This is a genomic window from Salinisphaera sp. S4-8 (assembly GCF_040361235.1).
Lineage (GTDB): Bacteria > Pseudomonadota > Gammaproteobacteria > Nevskiales > Salinisphaeraceae > Salinisphaera.
The window spans coordinates 52,575-65,222 of sequence record NZ_APNF01000001.1 but is presented as its reverse complement, the minus strand read 5'-3'; the positions used below and the strand labels follow the sequence as shown (position 1 = coordinate 65,222).

Here is a 12,648-nt window from a genome sequence, read left to right as displayed (position 1 = left end):
CGTCGCGGGTCGCGCTAAGCAGGATCTGAATGACGATAGCGCTGTCGCCGCCAGGCCAGCGGCGTGGTCGCGGTCCAGCGTTTGAAGGCACGTTGAAACGCGCTTTGTTCGGAAAAACCGAGCCGGTGGCTGATATCGCCGACCGACAGTCCGGCATCGCCGAGATAGCGCAGGGCCAGCGTATGGCGGGCCGCGTCGAGGCTTTTGCGAAAGCTGGTGTCGCGGCTGTTGAGCCTTTGCTGGAGCGTACGTTCGTTGATCTGCAGGGCTGCGGCGGCATCGGCCAGGGTAGGGGCGGGCATGCCGAGGCTGGCCAGTAGCCAGTTCTGTAGTTGGTCGACGATGTCCTGCGATGCGACCCGGCGCGCGCTCTGGTCGATTTCGGCGCTCATATAAGCGGTCAGCTGGGCATCGGCGCCGCGCAGGGGCAATGCCAGCAGCGCGGCATCGAAACAGATACGTGAAGCGCTACAGCCAAAGTGCACGTCGCAGCCGAAGAAGTGGCGATAAATCGCCGGATCGCCCTGGGCGCGATGTTCGAATTCGACCCGCAGGGGCGAGGCGTCGTGCCCGCTTGCCCAGCGTGCGAAATTGAGCCAGGCCGCAAACGCTTCTTCGAGCACGGCGGGCATGACCGGGCGCGGGCCGTGCCATTCGATCGCCACGTCGTCTGTGCGTTCGACGAAGCGCCCCTCGCCGATGGCATTGACCAGATGCGCAAAACGCGCCTGATAGGCCAATGCTTCGCCCAGGGTTGCGCAATGACGCAACAAAAATCCCAGCCGCCCCCAGCGGCCTGGCTGGGCGTCCATACCGAATTCCAGTCCGATCAATGGATTATGCAGCCGGGCGATGCCTGCCCATAACAGCTGTTCGTAATACGCGGCATCGATACAACGCTGGGGCAGCACCAGCGCGGCCGGCTCCAGGCCGCAGGCATGCAGCAACGCGGCCCGTTCGAGCCCCGCGTTTTCCAAATGATCGAGCAGAGCGCTGACCAGTGAAACCGCGACGGTGGCGTGCATCGGCGAACTAGGGGCTATACGCAAAGCCTATTATTCAACCAGGATGGCGTCTGGGGTCAATTTTTTTGACTCCAAGATTCGCTAATTTCGTCCTATCAACAGCATAGGAATACCAAGCGCATGCGGCGATGGAACGGCTGGGGCGACGATACGATCGACAGGAAGCTGCCGGCCACGGCGCGCGCGTTTCTGGAGTCGCGGCTGGGCCGGGGCGATGCGCTGCCCGATGAAAGTCTGGCGAACGCCTGTGCCCAGGTGCCCGAGTCGCGCGTCGATGCGTTGCCGGGGTTCGATCGGTCCGCCGAGGCCCGGCTACGCCATGCGCATGGCCAGAGTTTTGCCGATTGGGCTGCGCTTCGGCATGGACATGTCGGCCCCTTTCCGGATGCGGTGGCGTCGCCTGCAACCCATGAACAGACCCGGGCAGCGCTGGATGCCGCGCGCAGGGCCGGGGCCGTGGTCATTCCTTATGGCGGTGGCACCAGCGTGGTCGGCCATTTGAAGGTGGTCGACGACGGCCGGCCGGTAGTCAGCGTGGATATGAGTGCTTGTGCACGTCTGCTAGATCTCGATGTGCACGATCGTATTGCGCGTATTGGCGCGGGTGCTGCCGGGCCGGTGGTCGAAGCCCAGTTGCGTGCGCAGGGTTTCGTGCTCGGCCACTATCCGCAGTCGTTCGACTATTCCACGCTCGGCGGGTGGGTCGTCACCCGTTCGGCCGGCCAGCAGTCGCGTCGTTACGGGCGTATCGAGCGTTTGTTGCACGGCGCACGCCTGGCCTGCCCGAATACGGATTTCGAGGTCGGCGGCCAGGTGGCTTCATCGGCCGGGCCGGATCTTCGCGAACTGGTGCTCGGTAGCGAAGGCCGGCTGGGTATCGTGACCGAGGCGACAGTGCATATCACCCCGATCGCCGAGCGCGAATCCTTTCATGCCGTGTTCTTTGCCGACTGGCAGGCCGCGTTCGCGGCAGCCCGCGCGATGACGCAGGCCGGGTTGCCCGTATCGATGCTGCGCGTATCCAACGAAGAGGAAACCGATACCCAGCTGCGTATTGCGGGCCACGAATCGGCCATCGCCTGGCTGCGCCGTTATTTGAACGTGCGTCGTATCGGCGATCGTCCGGCCGTGATGATGATTGGCATCACCGGCAGCCGGCGCGACACGCGCCGCCTACGCGCGGATGCGCTGGCCCTGGCCCGGGATGCGGGTGGGGTGCACGTGGGCACGGCCATGGGCCGCGTCTGGGCGAAAAACCGATTTGCCGGGGCCTATCTGCGTAATGGGCTGTGGGATGCCGGTTTTGCGGTCGACACCATGGAAACAGCCGTGCCCTGGTCGCAGGCGACTGCGACCATGACCGCGATGCAGCAGGCGGCCCATCTGGCGCTGCAGGGTTTCGATGAGCGCGCGCTCGCCTTCGCCCATCTGTCGCATGTCTATGGGGCGGGCTGCAGTATCTACATGACCGTGGTCTGGCGGCGTGGGCGCGATTACGCGACCGACATGGCGCGCTGGCGCGCACTCAAGCAAGCTGTGAGCGAGGCGATCGTCGCCTGTGGCGGCACCATCAGCCATCAGCATGGTGTGGGATTCGACCACGCGCGGTATCTGGGCGCCGAGAAGGGCGAGGCTGGCCTGGGCCTGATCCGCGCTGCGCTCGCCGAGCTCGACCCACAGGGCATGATGAACCCGCACAAACTCGTTTCGAGGTAGGCAGGCCTATGTGGAGCCAGCACTGGCGATCGGATTTCGAAACCGCCGCCGAGCAGTCATTCGATGTACTCGTGATCGGCGGCGGTATCACCGGCGCCGGGGTGGCGCTGGAAGCCGCTAGGGCCGGCCTGCGCGTGGCGCTGATCGAGCAGAACGACTTTGCGTCCGGCACGTCGAGCTGGTCGTCCAAGCTCGTGCACGGCGGGCTGCGCTATCTGGCCAGCGGCGACTGGCGGCTCACCCGTGAATCGGTGCAGGAACGCCAGCGCCTGATGCACGATCTGCCGGGGCTCGTGTCGCCGCTGGATTTCATGCTGCCAGTCTATGCGCATGACAAGCCGGGCCGCTGGGCGCTGTATGCCGCGCTGGGCGTCTACGATCTGATGGCGCACAAGCGCTATTCGCACTACATGAAGCCGGCTGCGTTCTGTGGCCATATGCCGTATCTGAACAGCGACGGCCTCAAGGGCGGCTTCGTGTATCGGGACGCGCTCACCGACGACGTACGCCTGACCCTGCGCGTGCTCATCGAAGCACGCGCGCATGGCGCGCTGGCGGCCAACTATGTGCGCGCCGACGAATTGCTGTTCGAGGCCGATACCGTGGTCGGCGCGCGGGTTAGTGATCGCGAAACCGGGCACGGCTTCGATATTCGTGCCGGCGTGGTAGTCAATGCGACCGGGCCCTGGAGCGATCGCCTGCGTGCCCAGGTCGATGGCCCGGCCCAGCTGCGGCCGCTGCGCGGTTCGCATTTTGTCTTCCCGTTTCATGTGCTGCCGGTGGCACGCGCGATCACGCTGTTTCACCCCACCGATCGGCGGCCGTTGTTCGCCATTCCCTGGCAGGGGGCGACCGTGTTCGGTACCACCGATCTCGATCACGACCAGTCGATGGACGAGGCGCCGCGCATGAGCGCGGCCGAGTCCGATTATCTGATCGAAGCGGCACGCCATTATTTTCCCGGCCGCGATATAAAGGCAGCCGATGCGCTCTCCGGCTTCGCGGGTGTGCGCCCGATCGTGCGCGGCGCGCCGGGCGCCTCGGCGTCCGAGGAATCGCGCGAATCGGCGATCGAGCGCGAGAAAGGGTTGATCACCGTCACCGGCGGCAAACTCACCACTTTTCGCGTAACCGCCAACGATGTGCTCGAACAGGTAGGCGTCGCACTCGGCCGGCGCTTCGTGCGTAATGAAAAGGCACCCATCATTCACGGCGTGCAGGGTGGCGAACACGCTCGTGGCGCGGTGCGGCACGGGCCGGAATTTGCGCAGATGGCCTCTCGGCCCGACGACGACACGCGCCTGGGGGCGACCGACTACCGCTGGCGCGAACTGCGCTATGCGCTGGCGCACGAAGCGGTGGTTCATCTCGATGACCTGTTGCTGCGTCGCACCCGGGCCGGGCTGTTGCTCGCGGAGGGCGGGCTGGCCGAACTGCCGGCTCTGGAATCGCTGGTGCGCGACACGCTCGGCTGGGACGCAACGCGCTGGAATACGGAAGTCGAGCGCTATCTTGCGCACTGGCAGCAGGTGCACGCGCCAGCATGAGCACGCGCGACCGGCTGCTGGCGATCGATGTCGGCACCCAGAGCGTGCGCGCGCTGGTATTCGATCGCCACGGCACACTGCATGCCCGCATACAGAGTCCCATCGAGCCCCCGTATCATGCCCCCGAGCCGGGCTATGCCGAACAACAGGCGTCGGTGTTCTGGGATGCGATCGTGGCGACGTGCAAGGCCCTGCACCGCGAACATCCCGACATAGGCGCGCGCATTGCCGGCATGGCGTTGACCGCACAACGTGCGACCAGCGTATTTCTGGATGCCGATGACCAGCCCATCGGTCCGGCGATTTCCTGGCTCGACCAGCGACGCGCGACGCAAGTGCCGGCCCTGCCGCGGCTGTGGCGAACCTTGTTTGCCGTGCTGGGGCTGACCCGCACCATCGATCGTTTTCAGCGTGCTGCCCCCGCGAACTGGCGCGCCGCCCACACGCCCGAGGCGCATCGACGAACCCGCCGCGCCGTGCTGCTATCAGGTTATCTGGTGCACCGACTGACTGGCCTCTGGCGCGACAGCGTGAGTGCCCAGGTCGGCTATCTGCCGTTCGACTACAAACGCCGGCGTTGGGCATCGCGCTTCGACTGGAAATGGCGGGCGGTGGCGATCGCACGCGATCAATTGCCGGAACTGGTCGAGCCGGGCGAACCGCTGGGCATGCTCACCGACGGAGCGGCACGTGCGTTGGGCCTGGCGCCGGGGCTGGGCGTATTCAGCGCTGGTGCCGACAAGGCCTGCGAGGTGCTCGGCTGTGGCGCAATCGATGCGCAGACAGCCTGCGTATCGCTGGGCACCACGGCCACGATCAATACCTGCCGCTCTGTCTATCGGGAGGTCACACGCTTCGTGCCGGCCTACCCGGCAGCAGTGCCGGGCTATTTCACCGACGAGATCCAGATCTATCGCGGTTTCTGGCTGGTGTCGTGGTTCAAGCAGGAATTCGCGCTGGACACCGTGGATGCCGCCGCGCGCGAACAGCGCGCCGCCGAGGCCCTGCTCGACGAGCGCATCGCGCCGATCGGCCCCGGCAGCGACGGCCTGGTGGTATTGCCGACCTGGTCGCCCGGCGTGCGCATACCCGGCCCGGAAGCACGGGGCGCGATTATCGGCTTTACCGATACCCACACCCGGGCCCATGTCTATCGCGCCATCCTCGAAGGCCTGGCATTCGCCCTGCGCGAAGGCCGCGAGCGTATCGAAAAACGTACCCACAGTCCGATCACCTGCCTGCGTGTGTCCGGCGGTGGCTCCCAGTCCGATCAGGCGATGCAGATTCTGGCCGATGTATTCGGCCTGCCGGCCGAGCGTGCGCATACGCATGAAACCAGTGGGCTGGGTGCGGCGATCAATACGGCCGTGGGCCTGGGCTGGTATACCGACCATGCGGCCGCGGTCCAGGCGATGGTGCATGCGGGCGCGCATTTCGTGCCCAATCCGCTCGCGATCGCGGCCTACGACACGATCTATCGTGATGTCTTTCGCGGGCTGTACATGCGTTTGAAACCGGTTTTCTGTCGGATTCGAACGACTTTCGGTACGCAGGCGGATTGAAAGCCCGCAAGCGCTGGGGCGGGTCAGCTGCGCCTGCGCAGCGTGGCAACGATCCGGCTGGCCAGCACCGCCAGTGTGGCCGCGATAAACGGGTTCACCGCAAAACGAAAGCGCTGGTTTTCGTCCACTTCGAAGGCGTTGCCGATCACGCTGACGTACATGATGTTGAGACACAGAAAGATCAGCGTGGCATCGACTGCGCTCACCCGGCGCCTGATCGCACAGCGAACGAGCACGAACAGACCGTAGAGCACGGCCAGCGCATAGCCGATCGTAATCAGAATACCGATCTGGCCGTCTTCGAGATCAAATTTCGGTTCGGTGGGATAGGCCGGCTGGCCGGCCAGCAACAGCGAAAACGCGCGGCTGTAGGGCTCGATCGCTGCCCGGTTGTCCTGCAGGAACGGATAATCGCTGGAGGGGCGCATGAACATCAGCCACGCCGTGCCCATCGATTGCAGATAGACCTCGGGATGGATGCGCACCGCAGTGATGGCATCGGCCAGCGCCTGTTCCGACACATCCGCATAGGCCAGATGGTTGTAGTTCACGTGTCCGGTGGACTTGCGCTTCTGATCGAGCACGGTGATGCCGGTGGGTTCGACCTTGTCGAAGATGTCGGCATACGCCTCGGGCGTGTTGAAGGGGAAATCCATTAGCGCCATGTCAGTGAGCGTACCGGCGGCGACCATGCGCTCGCGCTCGGGTTTGTCGATGGCCAGGGTCGTGAGCTTGGACAGACTCATGCCCATCCAGTCGGAGGTGGCGAAATGGCCGGTGACCATCAGATTCTTGCCGTACAGGGCGAACACCAGCACAAGCGGCACGAGCGCTGCTGCGAACACGGCCTTGCGATAGCCTGGCAGCACCAGCGCACAGAACAAGGCCAGCACCACGAACCACTGCCACTGGAACATGGAGCGCGTATAGATCAACGCGGCCATGGCGAAAAACAGTGCCAGCGCGCGCACGAAGGTGAAGCGTTCCATGCACAGATGAAACAGCCAGGCGATGGCGCCCAGCAGCGCCAGAATCATCAGCGTGTAATAGGGAATCGCCTCGTAGAGTACGAGCGCGGGGGTGAGCATGAACAGCGTCGCTACGCCGAAGGCCAGCTTCGCGTTGTCCGTGAGCTTGCGCACCAACGAATACAGCAGTAGCACGCTGGCAATGGCCAGCGCGCTGTAGAGCGCACGAAACGCAATGGTCAACGTGAGCGGATCGTCGCCGAGTTTGAGCACGAGGCCGATGACGAGGTTGTACAGCGGCGGCTGGCCCGGCATATAGAACAGGCTTTCGGCCAGGTTTTCGCGCAGCAGTATCGGATCGAGTAGCTGCCAGGAGGTCGCGATCGGCTCCAGGTCGAACCGTACGCCCGCGGCGAAGAAACACAGCCGCGATATCACATAAATACCGATCAGCCAGAGTGCCGGATGGTCCGACGGATAATGAAACGCGTCTTTCTTCATGGACCGTTGATCCCTAAAGCCCGGTGCGATGAAAGATCGCCCGCGGCAGCGCGGTGATGATGGTCATGATCAAACGCCAGAAGCCGGGTGTGTAGCACACCGCCGTGCCTTTCTCGATGGCCTTGTGAATATCGCTGCCTACTTTCTCGGGGCTGGCGAACAGCGGGCCCTTGTCGAAGTCGGCGGTCATGGGCGTGTCGACCATGCCGGGGCGAATGGTCACCACCTGCACGCCGGCCTTGAACAGGCGATGACGCAGGCCGTCCATGAACGCATTCAGACCGGCCTTGGCGCTGCCGTAGACATAGTTGCTCGCGCGGCCGCGATCGCCGGCCACCGACGAAATCGCGGCGATCGTGCCGTGGCCCTGGCGTTCGAAGCGGTTGGCGATATCGGTGAGTAGGGCAATCACGCTGACGGCATTGGTATGCCACGCGGCCACGGCTGCGGCCGGATCGGCCGCGCAGGCCTGCTGGTCGGGCAGGGTGCCATAGGCCACCAGCACCGTATCCAGGCCGCCGAGGGCGGCCTCGGCGGCATCGATCATCGGCGCGTGGGCAGACAGATCGTCGGCATCCATGACCTGTGTGGCGACGTTGGATGCGCCGCGCACTTTCAGGTCGTCGGCGATGGCTTTCAGCCGGGCTTCATTGCGCCCGGTCAGAAACAGCGCATCGCCGCTGGCGGCGAAACGACGGGCGGTCTGTTCGGCGATGGTCGAGGTCGCGCCGACGATCAGAATTTTTCGCATATCACTCGCTCGACTTTTAAGACGAAGATGTTCGTGCATTGGGTGAGACACTCAGCTGGCTGAGTCCAAGGAAGCGTTTTGTCCGCAAATAAACGCGAATACGCGCAAATAAGGCAAAAGAAAATGCTTTACAGCCGCAGGCTTTTAGCCACAGGCGCAATCAAGCCATCAACTGAGATTTCTACATAAAAAGACGATGATCCGCAGATGCCGCGGATGGGCGTCGATGAGTAAGTAAAAGGTACGTATTTGCGCTCATTGGCGTTCATTTGCGGACTTTTCATTTTCCATGATTGTGCTGATCCGTTACGCGTCGCCAGAAATTCGAGGAAAACGCCGGGTCCACAAAGGTCTTGAAACGTTCCAGATTGGGGAAATACTCGTCGAACGCGGCTGCGCTCATGCGCGCATCCTTGGCCGGATACACCGCACCGCCCGCTGCGCGCACGATGTCGTCGAGCGCGTCGAGCAGCGCGAACGTCTCGCGCCCGCGGTTGGGAAAATCCAGCGCCAGTGTCACGCCCGGGCGCGGAAACGACATCAGCCCGGGCGATGGCACATCGCCGAATACCTTGAGCACCGACAGGAACGACCCCGCGCCTGCGGCGGCGATGCGTTCCAGCAGCTCCGCAACGGCATCGCGCGCATTGGCATGCGGCACCACGCACTGATACTGCAGGAAACCGTTCGGCCCGTAGGCACGGTTCCAGTGCTTGATACCGTCCAGCGGATAGAAATAGGGCTGATAGTGCTGGGTGTCGCGGCTGCGCGCCTTGAACTTGCGCCGGAAATAGAGCGTGTTGAGCGGGCGCAGGGTGAACGGGTTGATCATCGACACCGGGGTGACGAAAGGAAACGTCGGCCCGCCGCGCTTGCGCGGGTCCGGCTGCTGGCCAAGCGCCGGCTTGTGGTTGGCCCGCATGAACCAGCCGCGGCCGAGATTCGCACCGCGCGCGCTGCAGTCCACCCACGCGACCGTATATTCGTAGTCGCGATCCGAGGCTGCGGACAGGTGGAAGAACTCATCCAGGTTGGCAAAGCGCAGCGTGTCCACGTCCATGTAAGGGCCTTCGATACGCTTGAGCGCGATCGTGGCACGGGTGAGCAGGCCGGTCAGACCCAGCCCGCCCACGGTGGCCGCGAACCACTCGGGATTGTTGTCCGGCGTGCATACGAGCGTGCTGCCGTCCGAGCGCAGCAGCTCCAGTTCGCGTACATGACAGCCGAAGGTGCCGGCCATGTGATGATTCTTGCCGTGGACATCGTTGGCGATCGCGCCCCCTACCGATACGAACTGGGTGCCCGGTGTGACCGGTAGAAACCAGCCCTGCGGGACCACGAGTTCGAGAATATCGGCCAGCAGTACGCCCGCCTCGCATTCGATGACGCCCGTGGCCGGATCGAAGGCGATGAACCGGTCGAGGTTGCCCATATCCAGCAGCGTGCCGTCGTTGTTCAGACAGCTGTCGCCGTAGCTGCGGCCATTGCCATAGGCCAGTAGCGGCGTATCCGAGGCGGGCAATACGCTCGGCCGCGCGCCCGGGCGCTGAACGCGGGCCGGGTGGCTGGCCGGATAGCGGCCCCAGGATGGATGGCTCGATGCGCTCATGGCCGTAGCCTATCGATTACCGCGGCACCCATCGATCAGATCGCCGAGAACATGATCAGCGCCCCGAGCAGCACGCATACACGGCTGCCGTTGTCCTTGGCAGCGAACACGATCGGATCGTCATGCATCTGCCCGCGTAGTGTCTTGAGCCAGATCCGGCTGATCCAGTACAGCACGACTGGACACAGCAGCCAGATACGGGCCGGATGTTCGTAGTGGTTGGTGATATCCGGGCTGTTGATATACAGCGCCAGAATCACCACCGCGGTATAGCCGGCCGCCGTGCCCAGACTGCGCAGCGGGGCCAGGTCGTCGGCAATATAACCGCGCCCGAGCGGCGCATCACCGCTGTGTTTTTCCATGACCAGCAGCTCGGTGCAGCGCTTGGCCATGGCCAGGCTCAAAAAGATCGACATCGACAGCGCCAGCAGCCAGAACGACAACGGAATGCCGGTGGCCGCGCCGCCGGCAATGATGCGCAGCGTATACAGCGCGGCGAGCGTGAGCACGTCGATCAGCGCGAGCTGTTTCAGGCCCAGCGAGTAGGCGAGTGTGACCAGGTAATAACAGGCCAGTACCAGCCAGAAGAAGGGCGGCAGGAATGCAGCGATCATGATGGCCGCGCCCAGCAGCACAGGAATGGCCATCACGCCCTGGGCGATGGGGATACGCCCCGAGGCGAACGGGCGCTCGCGCTTGCGCGGGTGCTGGCGATCGTCGCCGAGATCGACCAGATCGTTGAGGATATACACGCTCGAGGCGAGCAGGCTGTAGGCGATGAAGGCCAGCACGGCCATGCTGATCATGCCGAAATCCGCATACTGATGCGCGGCCAGCAGTGGCACGAAAATCAACACGTTCTTGGCCCACTGGTGCACGCGCAGGGCCTTGGTCCAGGTCCGCCAGGTGGTCTTTTCCGGCGGAAAGCTCGCGCCGACGTCGTAGGTTGCGTTCGCGCTGCGCTCGAGCTTGTCGCTGGCATTGACCAGCACCGCCTTGCGCGCATGCTTCCAGATCGCGTGGTCGACGTCGTGATCGCCGGCATAGTCGAAGGGCACATCGCCGACTTCGTTACGGATCGCGGCCAGTTTGTCGGCCCCGGAGAGGTTGGTATGGGCGTCGCTGGCGAGCACCACGTCGAAAAGCTGCAGGTGTTCGGCGACCTGATGGGCGTATTTCTCGTTGGCGGCCGTCGCCAGAATCAGTTGCCGGCCCTTGGCTTTTTCTTCTTTCAGATAGTCGATCAACGCCTGGTTATAGGGCAGGTGTTCGATGCCCAGGTCGGCGCGGTCGGCAATTCTGGCCTTCAGTGTGGCGCGCCCGGCGCGCAGCCACCCGGGCAGCTTCACCAGACTCTGCGGCGAGCTTTTGGCCAGCACGAATGCCGATTCCACCAGCAGGTCGGAATGCACCAGCGTGCCGTCGATATCGACGACCAGCGGAATATCGGCAATCGGAATGTCGGTGGATGATTCGGAAAAAGCCTGGGAACTCATTCGCAAGAACCTATGTAAAGTGGAGCGCTTTGCACGTCAGCTAGCCAGGCAAGACCGCGCGCCGGCGGTCGAGTTCGATCGCGGCGAGACTGAGCAGCCCGAGCACGACCGCAAACCACAGCGTGGCCACGCGGGCGATCAGGGTGATGGCAAGGGCGGTGGTCGCATCCACGCCCGAGAGCTTGAGCAGCAGCACCATCACGGCTTCGGTACTGCCCAGCCCGCCGGGAATGAACGACAGCGCGCCCACGAGCATGCTCACGGCATAGATGCCGATGGCAGTGAAAAACGCCAGCTCGATATCCAGGCCGTGGGCGATGACATATAGCGATACGCCTTCGGCCGCCCAGGCGACCAGGCCGACCGCGAGTCCGGCATAGAGTGGTTTGCGTCCCAGCAGGGCAAATGCCTGATCCCACGCCGAAACCGCGCCGTGGATCACATTCTGGAGTTTGCTCTGCGGGTTGGCGCTGCGCTGCTGCATATAAACGAGCAAACGGCGCTGGCGAATGGCGACCAGCAGACCCGCGAGCACGGCCAGCGGCACGATCACCCACCAGATATAGTTGGAAAACGCGATCAGCACGAGCGTGGCCAGCAATGCGATCGCAAGCAGGTCGATGAAGCGTTCGGCAAAGAAGGCCGCCAGGCTATGGGCATAGGGCACGCCGTGGCGGGCCAGATAAAGCGATCGCATGCCTTCGCCGGCCTTGCCGGGTGTGGTGGTCAGCGCAAAGCCGGCGATATAGATCACGCCGTCGCGCAGCAGTCCCACGCGATCGCCCAGCCAGTACAGATAGCCGTGCCAGCGCCCGAAACGCAGCGCATAGTTGAACAGCGACAGCGCCAGAATCGCCAGCCACCAGTGCAGCGCGAGCTGGCGCATGGCCGCGAACGTGCGTTGGGCGTCGATGCCCGCCACCAGGGTGACGTAGAGCAGCAACGCAAGGCCAAGCGAGAAAATGATGGTTCTTTTACGGGGCAAGGCACGGCCTCATGGCAACACCGCCGATCAACCGGCGGGCAAGGATACTGGTAGCGACAGGCCGAGCGAGATGTGTTCCCGCACAGCCGAACACGCGCTCCACGCGCGCGTTGTCTTCATCCCCGTTCGTGCCTCGAACCAGACGTTCGAATACGTATAGCTTAGCGCAAACCGACCAGCCGGCATCAAGTCGTGCACAAGATCGCGCCGATACAAAACACCCGACAGGCTGCCCGTAATGGCGCTTTCCCCTTAGGGAAGCTCTGCAGAACCTCTCGCGGATCGCGTTCGAGTCCTCACAGACGGTGCGGCAAGGCGCCCAAGCGCAGCGCCTGCCTTATTGGCAGGTCAAGCTTGGCAACGCAGCCGCGGCGTCTGTGAGGCCGAACCCCTTGCGGGCCGGGGCTTTGTGCGCGCTTGATCGGCGTCAGTGTTCGCTACCGTGCAACGAGCACGCTACGCTCTCACTTCCTTGTCAATCACGCGCA

General features: G+C 63.8%; 9 protein-coding genes. 3 read left to right on the top strand and 6 right to left on the bottom strand.

Annotated elements, in window-relative coordinates:
• Positions 1-14: 14 nt before the first annotated feature.
• Positions 15-1,025, bottom strand: a complete 1,011-nt coding sequence (locus S4A8_RS00310) for an AraC family transcriptional regulator (protein ID WP_353218573.1) — start codon at positions 1,023-1,025, stop codon at positions 15-17.
• A 120-nt stretch (positions 1,026-1,145) separates the two neighbouring features.
• On the opposite strand from S4A8_RS00310, the gene S4A8_RS00305 reads away from it, so the two are divergent.
• The 3 genes from S4A8_RS00305 to S4A8_RS00295 are packed head-to-tail and all read left to right on the top strand — an operon-like array spanning position 1,146 to position 5,850.
• Positions 1,146-2,741, top strand: coding sequence for an FAD-binding oxidoreductase (locus S4A8_RS00305; RefSeq protein WP_353218572.1), 1,596 nt, complete (start codon positions 1,146-1,148; stop codon positions 2,739-2,741).
• A gap of 8 nt (positions 2,742-2,749) precedes the next feature.
• Complete coding sequence (locus S4A8_RS00300) at positions 2,750-4,288, top strand: glycerol-3-phosphate dehydrogenase/oxidase (protein ID WP_353218571.1); 1,539 nt, start codon at positions 2,750-2,752, stop codon at positions 4,286-4,288.
• Entirely contained in the window at positions 4,285-5,850 is a 1,566-nt protein-coding gene (locus S4A8_RS00295; RefSeq protein ID WP_353218570.1) for an FGGY-family carbohydrate kinase, read from the top strand. The genes S4A8_RS00300 and S4A8_RS00295 overlap by 4 nt, the downstream gene beginning before the upstream one ends.
• Positions 5,851-5,873: 23 nt before the next feature.
• Here the strand turns inward: S4A8_RS00295 and S4A8_RS00290 are convergent, their stop codons facing one another.
• From S4A8_RS00290 to S4A8_RS00270, 5 genes are all read right to left on the bottom strand, one after another.
• A complete protein-coding gene (locus S4A8_RS00290) occupies positions 5,874-7,319 on the bottom strand; it encodes a hypothetical protein (RefSeq protein WP_353218569.1) in 1,446 nt (481 codons plus the stop codon).
• Positions 7,320-7,332: 13 nt separating this feature from the next.
• Positions 7,333-8,070 carry an SDR family oxidoreductase gene (locus S4A8_RS00285; RefSeq protein WP_353218568.1) on the bottom strand — a complete coding sequence of 246 codons (738 nt, stop codon included), beginning with the start codon at positions 8,068-8,070 and terminating at the stop codon, positions 7,333-7,335.
• Between the two features lie 280 nt (positions 8,071-8,350).
• The gene (locus tag S4A8_RS00280; RefSeq protein WP_353218567.1) at positions 8,351-9,679 is read right to left on the bottom strand and encodes an FAD-binding oxidoreductase; all 1,329 of its coding nucleotides are present in this window, start codon (positions 9,677-9,679) and stop codon (positions 8,351-8,353) included.
• 35 nt (positions 9,680-9,714) lie between these two features.
• Positions 9,715-11,175: a UbiA family prenyltransferase gene (locus S4A8_RS00275; protein WP_353218566.1), complete on the bottom strand. Its 1,461-nt coding sequence runs from the start codon at positions 11,173-11,175 to the stop codon at positions 9,715-9,717.
• 40 nt (positions 11,176-11,215) lie between these two features.
• A complete protein-coding gene (locus tag S4A8_RS00270; protein ID WP_353218565.1) occupies positions 11,216-12,160 on the bottom strand; it encodes a lysylphosphatidylglycerol synthase transmembrane domain-containing protein in 945 nt (314 codons plus the stop codon).
• Between the last annotated feature and the right edge of the window lie 488 nt (positions 12,161-12,648).

Coding starts and splice junctions, on each gene's coding strand:
- S4A8_RS00285 (WP_353218568.1), bottom strand. CDS start 8,070: ATGCGAAAAATTCTGATCGTCGGCGCGACCTCGACCATCGCCGAACAG.
- S4A8_RS00295 (WP_353218570.1), top strand. CDS start 4,285: ATGAGCACGCGCGACCGGCTGCTGGCGATCGATGTCGGCACCCAGAGC.
- S4A8_RS00290 (WP_353218569.1), bottom strand. CDS start 7,319: ATGAAGAAAGACGCGTTTCATTATCCGTCGGACCATCCGGCACTCTGG.
- S4A8_RS00310 (WP_353218573.1), bottom strand. CDS start 1,025: ATGCACGCCACCGTCGCGGTTTCACTGGTCAGCGCTCTGCTCGATCAT.
- S4A8_RS00305 (WP_353218572.1), top strand. CDS start 1,146: ATGCGGCGATGGAACGGCTGGGGCGACGATACGATCGACAGGAAGCTG.
- S4A8_RS00275 (WP_353218566.1), bottom strand. CDS start 11,175: ATGAGTTCCCAGGCTTTTTCCGAATCATCCACCGACATTCCGATTGCC.
- S4A8_RS00280 (WP_353218567.1), bottom strand. CDS start 9,679: ATGAGCGCATCGAGCCATCCATCCTGGGGCCGCTATCCGGCCAGCCAC.
- S4A8_RS00300 (WP_353218571.1), top strand. CDS start 2,750: ATGTGGAGCCAGCACTGGCGATCGGATTTCGAAACCGCCGCCGAGCAG.